This is a genomic window from Streptomyces sp. NPDC002133, from assembly GCF_040296405.1.
In the GTDB taxonomy this organism is placed as follows: Bacteria; Actinomycetota; Actinomycetes; order Streptomycetales; family Streptomycetaceae; genus Streptomyces.
Map to the genome: position 1 here is coordinate 235780 of NZ_JBEOXF010000002.1, position 19339 is coordinate 255118.

Here is a 19339-nt window from a genome sequence, read left to right on the forward strand (position 1 = left end):
GCCGAGTGCGCTCACGCCGCGAAGTAGTCCTCCAGCACCGGCGCCAGCACATGGGGTGCCACCTCGTGCGTCTGGCCGGTCAGCGTGCGGTGGCGGCCGCGGGGGAGGGTCTCGGAGATCACGCGGACCGTCTCGCGCCGCCAGGTCGGGCTGGCGCCGCCGTCGACGACCATGACGCGCGCGGTGATCTCGCGGAGGCGTTTGGTGGGAACGCGGGCGTCGCCCATGACGGCGTGGTCGTACGCCAGGGTGTGTGCGAGCGCCTCCAGCCTTCCCCAGAGGGGGGAGCGACGCAGCTGGGCGAGCGTCCCGGACGGCATCATCCCGTCCAGGAAGAGCTCCAGGGCGTCCGCGCGGCGTTCCTCGGCGAGCAGGCCGTCAAGCCGCGCCCGCTGGTCGGCGTTCGCGCGACGGCCTGCCGGGTCGGTCAGGAACGGCGGCTCGTAGACGGACAGTTGGGTGATCGGCAGTCCGGCAGCCGCCGCCTCCAGGGCCAGGGCTCCGCCGGACGACATCCCGTGGACGGACGCGCTGCCGCCCGCCGCGTCGATCAGCGCCGCGAGGTCCTCGATCTCACGCTTCACGGCGTACGGAGTGGTGTCCCCGCTGGAGCCGCGGCCGCGCCGGTCGTACGTGATCACACTGAAGCGGTGCGCGAGCAGGGCGGCGAGCGGGGCTTCGTTCGCGGCCGTGGCCAGCGTGCCGCTGACCAGGATCACGGGAGGCCCGTCGCCCTGGCGCTCGTACGCGATGGCGGTGCCGTCCGCCGAAAGCGCCGTTCCCCGGATCTTGCTCAGCGTCCTTTTCGGGTTTTCCATGCCGTGGAGACCCGGGGAGCGACCCGAACTCATCGGCTGAGACGGGGATTTCCGGAAAGATCTTGACCGCGGCCCGCAGCCGTCGACGGGGCAGCTGTCAGTGGCGGACCGTACCGTGGAGCGCATGAACATCTGCGTCTTCCTCTCCGCTGCCGAGCTCGACGAGCGCTACACCCGCCCCGCCCGTGAGTTCGCGGAGCTGCTCGGCAAGGCCGGGCACGCCCTCGTGTGGGGAGGCTCCGACGTCGGCCTGATGAAGGTCGTCGCCGACGGTGTGCAGGAGGCCGGCGGGCGGCTCATAGGCGTCTCGGTGGACTTTCTGGCCGGGAAGGCCAGGCCGGGCGCCGACGAGATGATCGTCGCCAAGGACCTCGCCGAGAGGAAGGCGCTGCTGCTCGCCAGGTCCGACGCTGTCGTGATCATGGTCGGCGGCACGGGCACCCTGGACGAGGCCACCGAGATCCTGGAACTGAAGAAGCACGGCCGGCAGGCCATGCCGGTGGTGCTGCTCAACACGGCGGGGTTCTACGACGGGCTGAAGCAGCAGTTCCGGCGTATGGAGGACGAGGGCTTCCTGCCGGTGCCACTCACCGACCTGGTGTTCTTCGCCGAGGACGGCGTCGGCGCGCTCTCCTACCTGGAGGAGAGCATGGGGGTGCATTGATGCGAGCATTGCCGGCATGGCTACACATCTGATCACCGGGGCAGGCTCCGGCATCGGCGCGGCCGTCGCGCGCCGGCTGCACGAGCGCGGCGACGAGCTCGTGCTGCTGGCCAGGGACGCCGGGCGCGCCAAGGAACTCGCCCAGGCCTACCCCGGCTCCCGCACTCTCGTCGGCGACCTCGCCGCGCCGGACCGGCTCTCCTGGGCGTTCTCGCACCAGACGATGCCCGAGCGGCTCGACTCACTGCTCCACATCGCCGGCATCGTGGACCTCGGCCGGATCGGCGACCTCACGCCGAAGACCTGGCACGCCCAGCTCGACGTCAACCTGGTGGCCCCGGCCGAGCTGACCCGGCTGATGCTCCCCCAACTCCGGGTCGTCCAGGGCACGGTGGTCTTCGTGAACTCGGGCGCCGGCCTCAACGCCCATGCCGAGTGGGGCGCCTACGCGGCCTCCAAGCACGGACTCAAGGCGCTCGCCGACTCGCTGCGTCAGGAGGAGAAGCCGAACGGCGTCCGGGTCACCTCCGTGTACCCGGGGCGCACGGCCAGTCCGATGCAGGCCAAGGTGCACCAGCAGGAGGGCAAGGAGTACGACGGGTCGCAGTGGATCGACCCGGACTCGGTCGCGACGACGATCCTCACCGCGCTCGATCTGCCGCGCGACGCGGAGATCAACGACCTGACGGTGCGGCCGGGACGATGAGCGACGCCTTCGTCTGGGGCCCCGCCACCGGGGTCGGCTCGATGCCCGGCGGCGACGCGCGCGAGGCCGCCAGGACCGTCACCGGGTCCTTCGAGGACTTCCCGCATCTTCCGGAGCTGCCTGCCCGCGGCCCCGGTGCCGACATGATCGGGCGGACCATCGGCCTGCTCGTCGAGATGTACGCGCACGTCGAGCCCAGCGGCTGGCGCGTCAGCGACCGGCCGGGCCGGGACACCCGGCGGGCCAGGTCCTGGCTCGGGGAGGACCTGGACGCGCTGGAGGAGTTCTCGCAGGGGTACCAGGGCCCGCTCAAGGTCCAGGCCGTCGGGCCCTGGACCCTCGCGGCCGCCCTGGAGCTCAGGAACGGCGAGGCCGCGCTGGGCGACCCAGGTGCCTGCCGCGACCTCGCGGGTTCGCTCGTCGAGGGGCTGCGTACGCATCTCGCCGAGGTGCGGCGGCGCATCCCGGGCGCCCAGGTGCTGCTGCAGCTCGACGAGCCGTCGCTCACGGCCGTCCTGCGCGGCCAGGTCAGAACGGCCAGCGGCTACCGAACGTACCGTGCGGTGGACCGGCAGATCGTCGAGAGCGCGCTGCGGGACGTGATGGGCGCCGCCGACGGGCCGGTGGCCGTGCACTCCTGCGCGCCGGACGTGCCCTTCGCGCTGCTCCGACGGGCCGGGGCTGCGGCCGTGTCGTTCGATTTCGACCTGCTCACCGAGCGTGACGAGGAGGCGATCGGTGAGGCGGTGGAGGGCGGTACGAAGCTGCTCGCGGGAGTCGTGGCGTCCACGGACGGTCCATTGTCGGACCCTGCCGGTAGCGTCATGGGTGTCAGGACGCTGTGGCGCAGGCTGGGGCTGAATCCGGGGACTCTCGCCGAGTCCGTGGTGATCACTCCGTCGTGCGGGCTGGCGGGCGCTTCGCCCGCGTATGCGCGCGCGGCGCTCGCGCACTGCGTCAGAGCGGCGAGATCGCTCGCGGACAACCCTGAGTGACGGAGGACGAAGGTGGCTGTCGAACAGCAGGGGTCGGTGCCCGCCGAGGCGCGCGAGAAGCATGCCCAGCTGGCCGAGCAGGTCGAAGAGCACCGGTTCCGGTACTACGTGAAGGACCAGCCGGTCGTCAGCGACGCCGAGTTCGACACACTGATGCGGTCGCTGCAGGCCCTGGAGGAGGAGTATCCGGAGCTGCGCACGCCCGACTCCCCGACCCAGAAGGTCGCGGGGGCGTACGAGACGGAGCTCGCCAAGGTCGAGCACCGTGAGCGGATGCTCTCGCTCGACAACGCCTTCGACGAGGCGGAGCTGGCCGCCTGGGCGGACCGCGTCGCCAAGGAGGTCGGGACGTCGTCGTACCACTTCCTGTGCGAGCTGAAGGTCGACGGCCTGGCGGTCAATCTGACGTACGAGAAGGGCCGGCTGACCCGTGCCGCGACCCGTGGTGACGGTCGCACCGGCGAGGACATCACGCCCAATGTGCGGACGATCGCCGAGATCCCGGACCGGCTCACCGGTGACCGGATCCCTGACCTGGTCGAGATCCGGGGCGAGGTCTACTTCCCGATGGAGGCCTTCGAGGAGCTCAACGCCCGGCGGGTCGCCGCGGGCGAGCAGCCCTACGCGAATCCCCGCAACTCCGCCTCGGGTTCGCTGCGCCAGAAGGACCCGAAGGCCACGGCGGCCCTTCCGCTGCACATGGTGGTGCACGGCATCGGCGCGCGCGAGGGCCTGGAGATCGCGCGGCTCTCGGAGGCGTACGAACTGCTCCACGAGTGGGGCCTGCCGACCTCCCGGCACTACAAGGTCGTGGACTCGCTTGACGGCGTGCGCGAGTTCATCGCGTACTACGGCGAGCACCGCCACTCCGTGGAGCACGAGATCGACGGGGTCGTGGTCAAGCTCGACGAGATCCCGCTCCAGGGTCGTCTGGGCTCGACCTCGCGGGCGCCGCGCTGGGCCATCGCGTGGAAGTACGCGCCGGAGGAGGTCAACACCAAGCTGGTCAACATCCGCGTGGGCGTGGGCCGCACGGGCCGGGTCACTCCGTATGCGCAGGTGGAGCCGGTGAAAGTCGCGGGCTCCGAGGTCGAGTTCGCCACGCTGCACAACCAGGACGTGGTGAAGGCCAAGGGTGTCCTCATCGGGGACACGGTCGTGCTGCGCAAAGCCGGCGATGTGATTCCGGAGATCCTCGGGCCGGTGGTCGATCTGCGGGACGGCACCGAGCGGGAGTTCGTCATGCCGGCCGAGTGCCCCGAGTGCGGCACGCCCCTTCGGCCGATGAAGGAGGGCGACGTCGACCTCCGCTGCCCCAACGCCCGCAGCTGCCCCGCCCAGTTGCGTGAACGGCTCTTCTATCTCGCCGGGCGCAAGTGCCTGGACATCGAGAACTTCGGCTATGTGGCGGCCGCGGCACTCACCAAGCCCCTGGAGCCCGCCGACCCGCCACTGACCGACGAGGGCGACCTCTTCGATCTCACCGTCGAGCAGCTGCTGCCGATCAAGGCGTACGTGTTGGACCAGGACAGCGGCCTGCCCAAGCACGACCCGAGGACCGGCGAGGAGAAGATCGTCACGGTCTTCGCCAACCAGCAGGGCGAGCCCAAGAAGAACACCCTCGCGATGCTGGAGAACATCGCGGCGGCCAAGCAGCGCCCGCTGGCCCGCATCATCACCGGCCTGTCCATCCGCCATGTCGGTCCGGTCGCCGCCGAGGCGCTGGCCCGCGAGTTCCGTTCCATCGACCGGATCGAACAGGCCACCGAAGCGGAGCTCGCCGCCGTCGAGGGCGTCGGGCCGACCATCGCCGCCTCGCTCAAGCAGTGGTTCGAGGAGGGCTGGCACGGCGAGATCCTGCGCAAGTGGCGGGCCGCGGGCGTCCGGATGGAGGAAGAGGGCGCGGGCGAGGACCAGGGGCCGCGCCCCCTGGAGGGCCTCACCGTCGTCGTCACCGGAACCCTGCAGAACTACACCCGGGACGGCGCGAAGGAAGCGCTCCAGAGCCTCGGCGCGAAAGTGACCGGCTCCGTTTCCAAGAAGACGGCATTCGTCGTCGTGGGTGACAACCCCGGTTCGAAGTACGACAAGGCCATGCAGCTCAAGGTGCCGGTGCTGGACGAGGACGGTTTCGCGGTGCTGCTCGAACAGGGGCCGGAGGCCGCCCGTGACGCCGCGGTGCCGGCCGAGGGGTAGCGCGCATGCTCGAGCCCGACGTCCGGCAAAGATCACCCGTTCGGCGCATACCCGACGGACAAGGGTGGCCGGGTCGCATTCGGGCAAGACCTGTAGAGCGCTGCCCGTCAGAGCCTTCCGCGGCCTACTGTTGAGTCGTGCGTCTGTCGTGCATGGCTGCGTGGTGAGGTTCCAGCCGTGGTGGCATGACGAGGGGGCCACCGCGTGGCATCGGCACCGCCGGCTGTGAGAGGGACGGGAATGAAACCGACCGAAAGCGCCGCCCCGGACTCACGGCCGCCTCGTTTCGCGGGGTTTGCGGGGATCACCGCGAGGATGCCCTTCGTGGTCGTCGGGTTCGCGGCCGCCGTCCTGGCGACGGGTCTGCTCAGCGCCGTACGGGACGGGCACGCGCTGTTCCCCAGCGGCGTCGAGGGCTGGGCGCTCGCCCTGCTCACCGGCATCATCGTCGGTCATCTGGTGGCACTCGGCCGCGACCGCTGGTGGGGCGGCACGGGTTCCGGTGCCGCACTCACCCTCGCCGTGCTGCTGCTGTTCGGCTGGGTGCCGGCCGGGCTCGTCAGCCTGGCCATCGTGGTGCTCGTCGGCACCGCCCGCCGGAACCGCTGGCGCCAAGGGGTGCTGCACGGCGCCGCGGACATCCTGGGCATCGCCGCAGCGGCGCTGGTCCTGGCGGCGTTCGGGGAGTCACCGACCGTCGAGGAGCCCTGGCAGACCTTGGAATGGGGCCTGGAGGCGGTTCCCGAGGTGGTGCTCGCGGCGGCGGCGTATCTCGCGGTCACCCGGCTGCTGCTCTGGTACGCGCTGGCTCCGCAGGGCGGCGGGCTGCCCACCGTCGCCCGTACGGCCCTGATGCGGCAAGGCCTCATCGCGGTCGCTCTGCTCGGTATCGCCCCGCTGATCTGTGTGGTCGCGACCGCCCGGCCGGTCCTGCTGCCGCTGTTCGCCGTCCCGCTGATCGCGCTCGACTCGACCCTGTGGATCGCCCGCGCACGGGCCGAGGAGCAGCTGCGCGACCCTCTCACGGGGCTGCCGAACCGTCAGTGGCTCCTGGAGCGCACCTGGGCGGCGCTGGAGGAGGCCGAAGGCGTCGGTGCCCGGTCCGCGCTCGTTCTGATCGACCTCGACCGTTTCCGTTCGGTCAACGACACACTCGGCCATCTGGCGGGTGACCGGCTGCTGGTCCAGATAGCCGAGCGGCTGAGGCTCGCCCTGCCGCGCGGGGCGGAGGCCGCACGGCTCGGTGGCGACGAGTTCGCCGTGCTCCTCCCGACGGCCGACTCCACCACCAGCGCGCAGCGCGTCGCCCGGCATCTGGTGGGTCAGCTCTCCTCGCCGCTCGACCTCGACGGGCTCACGCTGGTCCTGGAGGCGAGCGCAGGCCTCGCCGTCTTCCCGGACCACGCCATGGACGCCGAAGGGCTGCTTCGGCGCGCGGATGTGGCGATGTACCAGGCGAAGCGCGACCGCACGGGCGTCGAGGTGTACGAATCCAAGCGCGATTCGAACACGCCGGACCGGCTGGGACTGCTCGGCGATCTGCGCCGGGCGCTGGACGCGGGCGACGTGGAGCTCCACTACCAGCCCAAGGTCGGCTTCGACGGCCATGTGGCGGGCCTCGAGGCACTCGTGCGCTGGGTGCACCCGGACCGCGGCCGGGTCCCGCCCGACGAGTTCATCGCCATCGCCGAGTCCTCCGGGCTGATGCCCCATCTGACGGGGTACGTCCTGGAGACCGCGCTCGGCCAGGTCGCCGAGTGGCGGGCCCAGGGCCTCTTCGTGCCGGTCGCCGTCAATGTGTCGCCGCGCGACGTCCACACCCCGGGCTTCGCGGGCGGGGTCGCGGCGCGGCTGGCGCGCCACGGCGTCCCGGCGGGCGCGCTGCAGCTGGAGATCACGGAGCATGTGCTGCTGGAGGACCCGCAGCGCGCCGCCGACACCCTGGCCGCGCTCACCGGTCACGGGGTGAAGATGTCGCTGGACGACTTCGGCACGGGGTACTCGTCGCTGGTCCATCTGCGCCGGCTCCCGGTGAGCGAGTTGAAGATCGACCGCTCGTTCGTGGCCCGACTGGCGGTCGACACGGAGGACGCCGAGATCGTCCGCTGCACCATCGACCTCGCCCACTCGCTCGGCCTCCTCGTGGTGGCGGAGGGCGTCGAGGACGACGAGACCTGGGAGCGGCTGCGCGACCTGGGCTGCGACGCGGTCCAGGGCTGGTTGGTCGCCGCCGCGATGCCCCCGCAGGAGACCACGGCCTGGCTCCGCGCCCGCGGCGAGCACGGCTGGCGCCGTCCCGTGGCAGAGCTGCCCGCCGCACAGGCCGACGCGGACAGCCCGTCGGGCCACGTGGTCAACTAGTGGCGGGTGCGGGCCTGAAGAGGCCGCCCCACCCGCCACCGGCCACCCGCCACGCTCGATGCAGCCCGTCGGCCCAGCTGCCTGTCGGCCTGTCCGCAGGGTGTGCACCGTTCCCGCGTAACGCCGGACGAAGCGCGACCCGCTCGCCGCCGTCACCTCCAGGTCGTATCGCCCGTCGCGCACCTGCCACGTCATCGAGGACCGTCCACCCGGACCCACCCACACCGTGCGGGCCGCCCTCGCGTCGCCGTCCGGCGTCACCGTGAAGGACACCTCCGAGCGCCCCGGGTTGCCGAACTTCAATTCCACGGTGGCCCGTTCGGCCAGGCGGCCGCGCAGCGAGGCCGTCACCGAGGGCACCGGCGTGCCCGCCTCCCGGCCCTCGCGTACGACGGTGCCGGAGAAGCGGCGTACGAAACCGTCCGCGCGCCCATGACCGTGAAGTCGTACCGCCCGTCGGTCTCCGACGTGTCCCTCGGGGCGCACGGGCGACCAGGTGATGCCCGGCTGGCGCGCGGCCTGTGGGTGCTCCTCGCGGAGGCGTCGGTCAGCCCGGCCCTGGCGAGGGCGACGGTCACCGGCCAGCGGACCGCGCCGCGGTCCTTGCGGTCGAGGTGCGACGGCGAGGCGAGCCCGGCCGCGAGGACCACCGGCGTCGTACCGGAGGCGAGGTCGGACTTCATCGCGGCTGGCAGCGCGCCCGCCTGCCGGTACCGGACGCTTTTCAGCTCGGCCGCCTCGACCTCGGCGGGGGTACGGCCCTCCCTGCGGGCGTACGGCCCGTAGGCGGCCTCGTCGAGCTGCGCCGCCCATAGCCGTACGGTCCGGTCGCCCGGCAGTCGGAGGGTCGCCCTCAGGGCCGGCAGATCGGTGAGCGGAGCCGACGTCCCGTCCAGCGGGAAGCGGCTGATCAGCCCCACCCCGGCCGGGGTGTCGTACGCGTACCAGCCCAGCGCGTCGGCCAGCGGCCCGGCGGCGGTGCCGCCGGTCTCCTGGAGCGCCACGACGTCGAGTCCCTGCCCGAGGACGAGCCGGAGGAGCTTCTCGTGGGCGTCGGCGACGTTCCCGCCCGCCTCCCAGAGGTTCAGCGAGGCGACCGTCAGACGGGCCCGCGCGGCGGCAGCCAGGACCGGGCCCTGCACGGTCACGGCGTCGGTCCCGCCCGCGCTGTCCTTCACGGCGACGGTGATCCGCGCCGGGTGCCTGACCGGGACGGCCGGTGCGGTGCCGCTCACCTTGCCGTCGGACGACGCACCCAGCCAGGAGTCGCCGGACAGCCGCCGGAAGGAGGGTGTGCCGGACGCGTTGCCCTGCGGGCGGATCCACAGCGGAGCGAGCGCGACGGACACCCGGGAGCCGGGGTCGACGGCGCCGGTCGTGAACGAGTCGACGGCACAGTGCGGGGGTGTCACGGGAGGCCTGACCGCGATGGTGAAGGGGGCGGTCCTCGCGAGGATGTCGTACCCGTCCTCGGCCAGCAGACAGGCGGTGTACGTGCCTTCACCGAGGCCGGTGGTGTCGAGCGTGGCGTCTCCGGAGGCGGTGGTGACGTACGTCCACACCAGCGAGGAGCCCACGCCGGGCGTGCGGTCGCCGTCGTAGATCCCGATCCAGTTCTTGGGGTGGGGCGCATCGGTGGAACAGCGGAAGGTCAGCAGGTCACCTTCGCGCGGGCTGGTGGGTGAGAGCAGCGACAGTGTGCTGCTGCCGTCGGAGGCAGCGGTTCCGAGTGGGGACACCTGACCGAAGGTCCTCTCCACCCCGGGACGACGCCGGCGCCAGAAGTTGTTCGGACAACTTGAGCCAGTGAGTCCGGCGTCGGCGCCAGGCGGATGAACGGGACATGACCGCCAAGGGGGGCCGGTGGAACGTGGCGCCGCGCCGGTCGGACACCGGGCGGGCGGCGCATCGGACGCCGGGCCCGGACGGCCCGCGCCGGTGCGTAGGGGAAAGCGTTTCGCGGGCACCGGGGCGTGGCCCATAGGATTGGGCCAAAACCATCACACTCACCCCTGAGGATCGCTGCATGCCTGGCATCACGCGCGAGGAGGTCGCCCACCTCGCCCGGCTGGCGCGTCTGGAGCTGAAGGACGAAGAGCTCGACCACTTCGCCGGACAGCTGGACGACATCATCGGCGCGGTCGCCCGCGTCTCCGAGGTCGCCGACCAAGACGTACCCCCGACCTCCCACCCGCTGCCGCTGACCAACGTCATGCGCCCGGACGAGGTCCGTCCGTCGCTCACCCCCGAGCAGGCGCTCTCCGGCGCCCCGGCACAGGAGCAGCAGCGTTTCAAGGTGCCGCAGATCCTGGGGGAGGACTAAACAGTCATGACGGACAACACCATCATCAAGTTCACCGCGGCCGAGATCGCCGCGAAGATCGCCTCGGGCGAGCTCACGGCCGTCGAGGTCACCGAGGCGCACCTCGCCCGGATCGAGGCCGTGGACGAGAAGGTCAACGCCTTCCTGCACATCGACCGTGAGGGCGCTCTGGCCCAGGCCCGTGCCGTGGACGCCAAGCGCGAGCGCGGCGAGAAGCTCGGTCCGCTGGCCGGTGTGCCGCTCGCGCTGAAGGACATCTTCACCACCGAGGGCATCCCGACCACCGTCGGCTCCAAGATCCTCGAGGGCTGGATCCCGCCGTACGACGCGACCCTCACGAAGAGGCTGAAGGCCGCCGACGTCGTCATCCTGGGCAAGACCAACATGGACGAGTTCGCCATGGGGTCCTCCACCGAGAACAGCGCTTACGGCCCGACGGGCAATCCCTGGGACCTGACCCGCATCCCCGGCGGCTCCGGCGGCGGCTCGTCCGCGGCCCTGGCCTCGTACCAGGCCCCGCTCGCCATCGGTACGGACACCGGGGGCTCCATCCGCCAGCCCGCCGCCGTCACCGGCACGGTCGGCGTCAAGCCGACCTACGGCGGCGTCTCGCGCTACGGCATGGTGGCCTTCTCCTCGTCCCTCGACCAGGGCGGCCCGTGCGCCCGTACGGTCCTGGACGCGGCCCTGCTGCACGAGGTCATCGCCGGGCACGACCCGCTGGACTCGACCTCCATCGACGCACCGGTCCCGCCGGTCGTCGAGGCCGCGAAGAACGGTTCCGTCGCCGGGATGCGCATCGGTGTCGTCAAGCAGTTCCGTGGCGAGGGCTACCAGGCCGGCGTGGTGCAGCGCTTCGACGAGTCGGTCGTGCTGCTGCGCGAGCTGGGCGCCGAGATCGTCGAGCTGGACTGCCCGTCCTTCGACCTCGCGCTCTCCGCGTACTACCTGATCGCGCCGTCCGAGTGCTCCTCGAACCTTGCGCGCTTCGACGCCATGCGCTACGGCCTGCGCGTCGGTGACGACGGCTCGAGGTCGGCCGAGGAGGTCACCGCCCTCACCCGCGAGGCCGGCTTCGGCGACGAGGTCAAGCGCCGGATCATGCTCGGCACCTACGCCCTGTCGTCCGGCTACTACGACGCGTACTACGGCAGTGCCCAGAAGGTCCGCACGCTCATCAAGCAGGACTTCGAGAAGGCCTTCGAGCAGGTCGACGTGATCGTCTCCCCGACGACCCCGACCACCGCCTTCCCGATCGGCGAGCGTGCCGACGACCCGATGGCGATGTACCTCGCCGACCTGTGCACCATCCCGACCAACCTGGCCGGCAACGCGGCGATGTCGCTGCCCTGCGGCCTGGCCCCGGAGGACGACCTCCCGGTCGGTCTGCAGATCATCGCCCCCGCCATGAAGGACGACCGCCTCTACAAGGTGGGTGCCGCCGTCGAGGCCGCCTTCGTGGAAAGGTGGGGTCACCCGCTGCTGGAGGAGGCACCGTCACTGTGAGCACGTTGCAGAAGGCCAAGGGCTTCAAGAAGTCCAGGACCGGCACGTACCTGTCCATGGGCACCACCGCCTTCGGCGCGATCAGCGTCGTCAAGCAGGTCAAGAAGGCGCGCATGGAGCAGGACACGCTCCGGCTGATCGACGCCGCCGTGTCCGCCGCCGCCATCATCACCGGCCTCGCGCTGCTCTACCGCGAGCTGAAGCGCCTGGGCGACGACGACGTCCTGCTGGGCTGAGAGGGAAAGTTTCATCGTGACCGTCACGACTGACCTGGTGTCGTACGAGGACGCCCTTGCGGCGTACGACCCCGTCATGGGCCTTGAGGTCCATGTCGAACTCGGCACCAGGACCAAGATGTTCTGCGGGTGCTCGACCGAGCTGGGCGCCGAGCCCAACTCGCAGACGTGCCCCATCTGTCTCGGCATGCCCGGCTCGCTGCCGGTGATGAACGCCGTCGGCGTCGAGTCCGCCATCAAAATCGGTCTCGCACTCAACTGCGAGATCGCCGAATGGTGCCGTTTCGCCCGGAAGAACTACTTCTATCCGGACATGCCGAAGAACTTCCAGACCTCGCAGTACGACGAGCCGATCGCCTTCAACGGCTATCTGGACGTCCAGATGGAGGACGGCGAGATCTTCCGCGTGGAGATCGAGCGCGCCCACATGGAGGAGGACACCGGCAAGTCGACGCACGTCGGCGGCGCCACCGGCCGTATCCACGGCGCGTCCCACTCGCTGCTCGACTACAACCGAGCCGGCATCCCGCTCATCGAGATCGTCACCAAGCCGATCGTCGGTGCAGGTGAGCGTGCCCCCGAGGTCGCCAAGGCGTACGTCGCGGAGCTGCGCGAGCTCATCAGGGCCCTCGGTGTCTCCGAGGCCCGCATGGAGATGGGCCAGATGCGCTGCGACGTGAACCTCTCGCTGCGGCCGAACGGCACCGAGAAGTTCGGCACCCGCTCCGAGACGAAAAACGTCAACTCGCTGCGGTCGGTCGAGCGCTCGGTCCGCTTCGAGGTCATGCGCCACGCGGCGGTGCTCTCGTCGGGCGGCACGATCGTCCAGGAGACCCGCCACTTCCACGAGGAGGACGGCACGACGACGTCCGGCCGGGTGAAGGAGGAGGCCGAGGACTACCGGTACTTCCCCGAGCCCGACCTCGTCCCGGTGGCCCCGTCCCGCGAGTGGGTCGAGGAGCTGCGTGCCGGGCTGCCCGAGCTGCCGCGCGTACGCCGCAACCGGCTGCGCGAGGAGTGGGGCATCTCCGAGCACGACATGCAGTCGATTCTCAACGCGGGCGCGGTCGACCTGATCGTCGCCACGGTCGAGGCGGGTGCCGACCCCGTGTCCGCGCGCAAGTGGTGGATGGGCGAGCTGGCGCGCAACGCCAACGAGTCGGGCGTCTCGCTCGACGGGCTGGCCATCACCCCGGCGCAGGTCGCCCGGGTGTCCGCACTGGTCGCCGACGGCTCGCTCAACGACAAGCTGGCCCGTCAGGTCATCGAGGGCGTCCTCGCGGGCGAGGGCGACCCCGACACCGTCGTGGAGAAGCGCGGTCTGAAGGTCGTCTCGGACGAGGGCGCGCTCGGCGCGGCCGTCGACGAGGCGATCGCCGGCAACGCCCCTGTCGCGGACAAGATCCGCGGCGGCAAGGTCGCGGCGGTCGGCGCGCTGGTCGGCGCGGTCATGAAGGCCACCCGCGGCCAGGCCGACGCGGCTCGGGTGAAGGAGCTGATCCTGGAGAGGCTCGGCGTGACCGAGGGCTGATCCACGGCTGTACGCAGCTACGCAGTGCTGTGCGGAGCTGCGCAGCTGTACGGGCGGAAGGGCGGGGCACCGAGAGGTGTCCCGCCCTTCGCTCTGCCCGGGCGCGGCCGGCGACTGTGGGGTGCCGGAGTGCGGGAGTGCCGGGTGTGGCGTGCGGGGTGCCCGGTCAGGGTCTGGCGGCGGCCGCCAGCCGGCCGGTGATGCAGTCGATCAGCGCGTCCGCGACCCGGGAACGGTCCGGTTCGGGCAGGTCCTCGTACGCGGCCGAGATGGTCATCCACTCGTTGAAGACCGGCCCGGCCGGCGACAGCAGCCAGTCCACGCACAGATAGGGCGCATCGAGGCTGCGCGCCAGGCGCTCGCTCATCTCCGCCACCGCGGCCGGTACCCCGTCGGCCTTGTCCAGCGCCGAACCCGTCCCGCCCTCGCTGACGTTGGCCAGATAGCTGCCTCCGGCCGGCTCGCGCAGCAGCGCGGCGACGAACGTGCCGTTGTGGACGTAGACCCGTACGTCACCGGAGTTGCGGCGGAACGGCTGGATGATGCAGCCGAGCGCGCCGGGCGTGAGCAGATCGACGGCCGCGGTCAGCTGCTCGAAGGTGTCCGCCTTGAGGACGCCGTACCCCATCGCCATCTCGCGGGGCTTGACGACATAGCCCTCGGAGCCGTCCATTCGGGCGGCGACGGTGGCGAGGGCCCGGCGTGCGTACCGGCCGAAGGGGACGGACACGGTCGGCAGGACGGGGAGACCGAGCATCCCGGCGTGGTGGTGCATGGCCAGCTTGTCGTTGCCGAGCGTCTCGGGGTCCTTGATCCCGTCGTTGAGCAGGACGCTGTCGGAGGCCCGGATCGTGCGGGCGACGGCCTGGAGGTGCCGGCCCGCGCCCGCGTCCCAGGTCCAGGAGGACAGGATGAAGCCGCGGCGCTTGCCGAGGAGATCGGTGTCGCCCTGCCACAGGCGGGGGCCGTCGTTCCAGGCCGGGACGATCTCGTTTGCGTGGACGACGGTGAGGTCGAAGCCTCGGGATCTGAGGAGGTCGACGCGCTCCGAGCCCGCGCGTCTGAGCCGTTCCTGGACGACGGGGTCGTAGTTGTCGGGGCAGGTGATCCAGACGAGCTCGGTCATATGCGCTCCTTCGTGGTGGCTGCATCGTCGGTGACTGCGTCGGCGGCGGCTGCTCCTTCGGCGGCTGGGGCATCGGCGATGGGGGTGTCGGTGACCGCGTCCTCGGTGATCCGGTCTTCGGTGCCCCGGTCTTCCGTGGCGGCATCCATGGGCAGCGTGCGCAGGCCGCGCAGCGGGGAGAGGAGAAGCCAGACGATCGCCAGCGAGGTCCCGGCCGCACCGACCCACACGGCCTGGCGCACGCCGACGAGTTCGGCGATCGCGCCGCCGCACAGCGCCCCCAGCGGCCGTGCTCCCCAGGCGCAGAAACGCACCGTGGCGTTGACCCGCCCGAGCAGGGCGGCCGTGACACTGCGCTGCCGGAAGCTGACCTGGGCCACGTTGTAGAGGACGAGCCCCGCCCCGAATACGAAGCTGGAGACGCTGACCAGGCCCAGTCGCCATCCCGGCTGGACCAGGGCCGAGAACAGGGTGAAGGGGGCGGCGACGGCGACGCTCAGCTTGATCGTGGTGCTGTCGCCGAGGGCGTCGATGATGCGACGGGCCACGACAGTGGCGCCGAGACCGCCGAGGCTGCCGAACGTGAACAGCAGCCCGATGGTGCCGGCCGGTACGGCCAGGTCCTGGGCGAGCAGGACGAGGAGCATCGCGTACCCCATGCTCCAGAACAGCGTCATCGTGGTCGAGCAGCAGACCAGTGGGCGCAGGAACCGGTCGGCCAGCACGTACCGCACACCTTCGGCGACGTCCCGGAACAGCCGGGTGTCCTTGTCGCGGACCGGTGCGGGCTCATGGTCCCTGATGAACATGAGGCACACCGCCGACCAGAGGTATCCGACGGCGGTGCCGATCAACGCCAGGGGGGCGGTGGTGAGTTGGATGACGAGGCCGCCGGTGCCGGGGCCTGCGACCGCCGCCACCTGTTCGACCCCGACGAGTCTGGCGTTGGCCGAGACAAGCTGCTGGGGCCTGACGAGGTGCGGCAGGAAGCTCTGGTCCGCGACGTCGAAGAAGACGGTCAGTACGCCGGTCGCGAGCGCTGCGGCGCAGAGGTAGCCGATCGACAGGTGTCCCAGGGCCCAGACGACCGGCACGCTGCCCAGCACGAGGGCCCGGCCGATGTCGGTCGCGATCATCACCGGCCGCTTGCGCAGCCGGTCCACCCACGCCCCGGCGGGCAGGCCGACCAGCAGGAAGGCCGCGGTCTGACTGGCCGCCACCGCACTCACCTCGAACGGCGACGCACGCAGCGTCGTCGCGGCGAGCAGCGGCATCGCCAGACTCATCAGCCAGAAGCCGAACTGACTCAGGGACTGCGCGAGCAGGAGCTGTCGTAACCCCCTGCCGCCGGACTTCGTGTGCCTGTGCGGGTGCGTCCGCGCCTGCTTCTGCATCGCCGTGCTCACCACCGTGCCTCGGGGACGCGCCGGGGCACGCCGAAGTACGGGCGCGCAAGGCGATCACGTCAGGGGGGTCAGGGCGTGCAGAATCTAACGGCCCGGAAACATCCGCACAAGGCATCCCAGAGCGGGTGAGAGTGGACTGAGAGATACCGCTTCGCCCGCGCCCGCGCGCGGCTCACCCGCGCATCGGCCAGCGCGCCGGTGAGCGCCTCAGTGCGTCCGTATCCCCAGGCCCGGGAGCCACAACTCGCCCCGGTCGTTGACGCCGACGTCCCGGGCCACCAGCTCGTCCGGGGACACCGCGCCCCGGCCGCGCAGCTCGGCGACGGTCAGCCGCGCGGCGGCGCCCGCCGAGCGCTCGTCCGCTTCCAGGAACGCCGACTGCCACCAGCCGCGGTCGCTCGTCTGCCAGCCGTGGGCCCTCATCTGCAGCTCCCGCTCGGGGCCCTGCTGTGCGTCCCGGTCGTCGACGGCCACCCCCAGCCCTTCGTCCGGGCTGTACGACACGACCAGATGGCGCCCCCAGTCCCGGCTGGACAGGATCGTGAATCCCGCCCAGTCGCCCGGCACCTGCACGGGCAGCTGCTCGATCCATGCGGCGAGCATCAGCTCGAGGGCGGCCTCGAGATGCTCCCAGCACCCCGCCAGACGGGCGCCGGGCCGGGCCGCCGGGCGCTCGCCCGGCCCTCCCCGGTACAACTGCCAGCAGTACGGCAGCAGATCGAAGTCGTGCGGCTCGGCCGTCGACCAGGCGCCGCCGCATTCGAAGTTCCGGAGCTCCTCCGCCTCGAGTGCCTCGGGCCGGTGCACCGAGAGCCTGGCGCCGAACCGGTCGCCGGACAGCAGCACCAGCCGGCGGCCGTCGCGCCAGCGGACGCTGGGCCCCTGCGCCGATCCCCCGTAGAGCGTCGGCTCACCGATCCGGGCGACGATCGCGTTGTACACCACACGGAAGTCCTCGCGCCGCTCCACCGGCGCCGCGCCCGACTCGTATGCCACGACCGTGACCGGTGGGCGGCCGAAGTGTCCCCCCGGAGCGTCGTGCAGCTGCTCCGCGAGCACGGCCGCATCCTCGGGCGTCCTGACGGTGATGGTCTTCGATGCCCCCGTATTGGTCATGTGTCCATGCTGCCAGGCGTTGCTGACAACGCTGCCAATTCCAGATCTTTGCATTCCCCGATCGGGTGGCGTGATCTCGCCCGGACTGTCCGGAAGCACCTCTTGGACGTTCATTCGGCTGTCGTCCACGGGTCTTTCCTCCGCCATCTGCTCTCACTAGCTTCCGGGCGGTAACGCGCGACTCAGGAGGATCACTTGGCCACGGACATCTCTCGGCGACGGCTGTTTGCACTCGGCGGAGGAGCCCTCGGTGCCGCGGCGGCCGGGTCCCTGCTGCCGCCCTCCCTGCAGGCCGCGCTCGCAGCCGAGCCGCCGACGGGCGGTCTGCACGCGATCAGGCACGTCGTGATCCTGATGCAGGAGAACCGGTCCTTCGACCACTACTTCGGCACCCTGCGCGGTGTACGCGGCTTCGGCGACCGCAATGCCGTGGAACTGCCCTCGGGGAAGGCGGTCTTCGAACAGCCCGGCCCGCTGGGCGCCGTGCTGCCCTTCCCGGTGCGCGGCGCCGCCGAGGCCCAGAAGAAGGACCTGCAGTACATAGGCGACCTCGACCACTCCTGGGGCGGCGGCGCCAAGGCCTGGCGCGACGGCTGGATGGACGGCTGGATCTCGGCCAAGACCGCCGCGACCATGGCCTACTACGACCGCCGTGACATCCCGCTGCACTACGAGCTCGCGGACACGTTCACCATCTGCGACGCCTACCACTCCTCGATCCACACGTCGACGAGCCCCAACCGCAACCACCTGTGGAGCGGCTGGACCGGCTTCGAGGCCGACGGCAGCCGTGCCGTGACCAACGCCGCGTACGCCGAGGGCAGCCACCCCGGCTATGCGTGGCCGACGTACGCCGAGCGCCTGGAGAAGGCGGGCCGCAGCTGGAAGACGTACCAGGAGTGGGAGAACTTCACCGACAACAACATCGAGTTCTTCACCACCTTCAAGAAGATCGCGCGGAAGGCCCTCGCCGAGGCCGGCGACTTCACCTTTATGGAGGCGTTCTACGCGAAGGTCCGCGACACCTCCGACACGGCCGAGCGGGCCCGGCTGCTCGCCGCCCTGGAGGAGGGCGTCGCGAGGCTCACCCAGGAGGAGCGATCGCTCTTCGAGCGCGGGCTGCGGCGCGGTGAGACCGGATCGCTCGCCGATCAGTTCCGCGCGGACGTGGCGGCGGGCACGCTGCCCGAGGTGTCGTACCTGGTGCCCTCCGCGATCGACTCGGAGCACCCGGGCTCGTCCTCGCCGATCGCCTCCGCCACCCTCGTCTACAAGGTGCTCGACGCCCTCGGCTCGCACCCCGACGTCTGGCGGCACACCGTCGTACTGATCAACTACGACGAGAACGACGGCTTCTTCGACCATGTGCCGCCGCCGGTGCCGCCCGCGGGCAACACGGAGGAGCGCTGGCAGGGCAAGCCCACCGGTCTCGGCATCCGCGTGCCGCTGCTCGTGGTCTCGCCCTGGACCGTCGGCGGCTATGTCTGCTCCGAGGTCTTCGACCACAGCTCGGTGATCCGCTTCCTGGAGAAGTGGACGGGCGTCGAGGAGCCCAACATCACCGCCTGGCGGCGTACCGTCACCGGCGATCTCACCTCGGCTTTCGACTTCCGGCGCGGCCGACCGCTGCCGGATGTGGAGCAGCCCGGGGCGATCCCGGCGTTCACGGGCCGCTGGCGGCCGCAGCCGCCGCTGGTGCAGCACATGCCCGTGCAGGAGCCTGGCAGCCGGCCGGCGCGCCCGCTGCCGTACCAGCCGGACGCCTCGGCTCGGCTCGGCGACGGCGCGCTGACGGTCACGCTCAGCAACACCGGGCGCGCGAGCGCGCACTTCGCGCTCTACCCGTACGCCGGTGAGTTCCCCGTCCCGCAGCACACGGACGTCCGGGGCACGGCACAGTGGAACGTGCCCCTCACCGGGGAGGCGTACCGCTTCACCATCACCGGGCCGAACGGATTCCGCCGCGAGTTCGCGGGACGTGCCGCCGGCGCGGGCGCCGAGGTCACCTCGCGCATCGACCACCACGACCGCGACCTGCACCTCACGCTCCGGAACAACGGCGACCGGGCCGTCACCTTCACCGTCCGCCCGCTCGGCTATGTCGACGACGAGGATCTGCGGGACTGGAGCCGCCGGCTCACGGTGAAGCCGGGCCGCAGCCGCACTGTCGTCCACTCGGCCGCCGACGCACACGGTTGGTACGACGTCGAGGTCACCGCGGACGGCGACACCGGCTTCCGCCGGCGCCTGATGGGCCATATCGAGAACGGGCGCCCGAGCGTCTCCGGCTGACGTTTCGGGGTGCGCGGGAGCAGGACCCGAGCCCCCTGCTCCCGCGCACCTGTGTGAGTATCG

General features: G+C 71.2%; 15 protein-coding genes and 1 pseudogene. 10 read left to right on the forward strand and 6 right to left on the reverse strand.

What is annotated here, in order from left to right:
- Positions 1-11: 11 nt before the first annotated feature.
- Complete coding sequence (locus ABT078_RS03450; RefSeq protein WP_351223326.1) at positions 12-818, reverse strand: alpha/beta fold hydrolase; 807 nt, start codon at positions 816-818, stop codon at positions 12-14.
- Positions 819-942: 124 nt separating this feature from the next.
- Here ABT078_RS03450 and ABT078_RS03455 point away from each other — a divergent pair, with 124 nt between their 5' ends.
- From ABT078_RS03455 to ABT078_RS03475, 5 genes are all read left to right on the forward strand, one after another.
- The gene (locus ABT078_RS03455; protein ID WP_351223328.1) at positions 943-1482 is read left to right on the forward strand and encodes an LOG family protein; all 540 of its coding nucleotides are present in this window, start codon (positions 943-945) and stop codon (positions 1480-1482) included.
- A 16-nt stretch (positions 1483-1498) separates the two neighbouring features.
- Entirely contained in the window at positions 1499-2188 is a 690-nt protein-coding gene (locus ABT078_RS03460) for an SDR family oxidoreductase (RefSeq protein WP_351223330.1), read from the forward strand.
- Positions 2185-3183 (forward strand): methionine synthase, encoded by a 999-nt coding sequence (locus ABT078_RS03465; protein WP_351223332.1) that lies wholly within the window; start codon positions 2185-2187, stop codon positions 3181-3183. The genes ABT078_RS03460 and ABT078_RS03465 overlap by 4 nt, the downstream gene beginning before the upstream one ends.
- Before the next feature lie 12 nt (positions 3184-3195).
- A complete protein-coding gene (gene ligA / locus ABT078_RS03470) occupies positions 3196-5379 on the forward strand; it encodes an NAD-dependent DNA ligase LigA (protein ID WP_351223334.1) in 2184 nt (727 codons plus the stop codon).
- 240 nt (positions 5380-5619) lie between these two features.
- Positions 5620-7740 (forward strand): putative bifunctional diguanylate cyclase/phosphodiesterase, encoded by a 2121-nt coding sequence (locus tag ABT078_RS03475; RefSeq protein WP_351223336.1) that lies wholly within the window; start codon positions 5620-5622, stop codon positions 7738-7740.
- A 171-nt stretch (positions 7741-7911) separates the two neighbouring features.
- Here the strand turns inward: ABT078_RS03475 and ABT078_RS03480 are convergent.
- Both ABT078_RS03480 and ABT078_RS03485 read right to left on the reverse strand, forming a co-directional pair.
- Positions 7912-8100, reverse strand: a pseudogene (locus ABT078_RS03480) (phospholipase domain-containing protein); the annotation flags it as partial.
- The gene (locus tag ABT078_RS03485) at positions 8088-9479 is read right to left on the reverse strand and encodes an endonuclease/exonuclease/phosphatase family protein (RefSeq protein WP_351223338.1); all 1392 of its coding nucleotides are present in this window, start codon (positions 9477-9479) and stop codon (positions 8088-8090) included. The pseudogene ABT078_RS03480 and the gene ABT078_RS03485, both read right to left, overlap by 13 nt.
- 287 nt (positions 9480-9766) lie before the next feature.
- Between ABT078_RS03485 and gatC the strand changes: the two genes are divergently transcribed.
- From gatC to gatB, 4 genes are read left to right on the forward strand one after another with little or no spacing between them, the layout of a single operon-like run.
- The gene (gatC, locus tag ABT078_RS03490) at positions 9767-10063 is read left to right on the forward strand and encodes an Asp-tRNA(Asn)/Glu-tRNA(Gln) amidotransferase subunit GatC (RefSeq protein ID WP_071961876.1); all 297 of its coding nucleotides are present in this window, start codon (positions 9767-9769) and stop codon (positions 10061-10063) included.
- Between the two features lie 6 nt (positions 10064-10069).
- Positions 10070-11569, forward strand: a complete 1500-nt coding sequence (gatA, locus tag ABT078_RS03495; protein WP_351223341.1) for an Asp-tRNA(Asn)/Glu-tRNA(Gln) amidotransferase subunit GatA — start codon at positions 10070-10072, stop codon at positions 11567-11569.
- On the forward strand, positions 11566-11805 hold the full coding sequence (locus ABT078_RS03500) for a hypothetical protein (protein ID WP_351223343.1): 240 nt from the start codon (positions 11566-11568) through the stop codon (positions 11803-11805). Before gatA ends, ABT078_RS03500 begins: the two co-directional genes overlap by 4 nt.
- Positions 11806-11821: 16 nt before the next feature.
- Complete coding sequence (gene gatB / locus ABT078_RS03505) at positions 11822-13336, forward strand: Asp-tRNA(Asn)/Glu-tRNA(Gln) amidotransferase subunit GatB (RefSeq protein WP_502981150.1); 1515 nt, start codon at positions 11822-11824, stop codon at positions 13334-13336.
- Positions 13337-13502: 166 nt separating this feature from the next.
- Here the strand turns inward: gatB and ABT078_RS03510 are convergent, their stop codons facing one another.
- From ABT078_RS03510 to ABT078_RS03520, 3 genes are all read right to left on the reverse strand, one after another.
- On the reverse strand, positions 13503-14462 hold the full coding sequence (locus ABT078_RS03510; protein WP_351223345.1) for an ATP-grasp domain-containing protein: 960 nt from the start codon (positions 14460-14462) through the stop codon (positions 13503-13505).
- Complete coding sequence (locus ABT078_RS03515; RefSeq protein ID WP_351223347.1) at positions 14459-15868, reverse strand: MFS transporter; 1410 nt, start codon at positions 15866-15868, stop codon at positions 14459-14461. The genes ABT078_RS03510 and ABT078_RS03515 overlap by 4 nt, the downstream gene beginning before the upstream one ends.
- 207 nt (positions 15869-16075) lie before the next feature.
- On the reverse strand, positions 16076-16984 hold the full coding sequence (locus tag ABT078_RS03520) for a hypothetical protein (protein ID WP_351223349.1): 909 nt from the start codon (positions 16982-16984) through the stop codon (positions 16076-16078).
- 195 nt (positions 16985-17179) lie between these two features.
- Between ABT078_RS03520 and ABT078_RS03525 the strand changes: the two genes are divergently transcribed.
- On the forward strand, positions 17180-19276 hold the full coding sequence (locus tag ABT078_RS03525; protein WP_351223351.1) for a phosphocholine-specific phospholipase C: 2097 nt from the start codon (positions 17180-17182) through the stop codon (positions 19274-19276).
- The last annotated feature ends 63 nt before the right edge of the window (positions 19277-19339 follow it).

What these genes read in the sequence shown, in the direction of transcription:
- ABT078_RS03450 (WP_351223326.1), bottom strand. Translation starts at nt 818, where the DNA reads ATGGAAAACCCGAAAAGGACGCTGAGCAAGATCCGGGGAACGGCGCTT.
- ABT078_RS03455 (WP_351223328.1), top strand. Translation starts at nt 943, where the DNA reads ATGAACATCTGCGTCTTCCTCTCCGCTGCCGAGCTCGACGAGCGCTAC.
- ABT078_RS03460 (WP_351223330.1), top strand. Translation starts at nt 1,499, where the DNA reads ATGGCTACACATCTGATCACCGGGGCAGGCTCCGGCATCGGCGCGGCC.
- ABT078_RS03465 (WP_351223332.1), top strand. Translation starts at nt 2,185, where the DNA reads ATGAGCGACGCCTTCGTCTGGGGCCCCGCCACCGGGGTCGGCTCGATG.
- ABT078_RS03475 (WP_351223336.1), top strand. Translation starts at nt 5,620, where the DNA reads ATGAAACCGACCGAAAGCGCCGCCCCGGACTCACGGCCGCCTCGTTTC.
- gatC (WP_071961876.1), top strand. Translation starts at nt 9,767, where the DNA reads ATGCCTGGCATCACGCGCGAGGAGGTCGCCCACCTCGCCCGGCTGGCG.
- gatA (WP_351223341.1), top strand. Translation starts at nt 10,070, where the DNA reads ATGACGGACAACACCATCATCAAGTTCACCGCGGCCGAGATCGCCGCG.
- ABT078_RS03510 (WP_351223345.1), bottom strand. Translation starts at nt 14,462, where the DNA reads ATGACCGAGCTCGTCTGGATCACCTGCCCCGACAACTACGACCCCGTC.
- ABT078_RS03520 (WP_351223349.1), bottom strand. Translation starts at nt 16,984, where the DNA reads ATGACCAATACGGGGGCATCGAAGACCATCACCGTCAGGACGCCCGAG.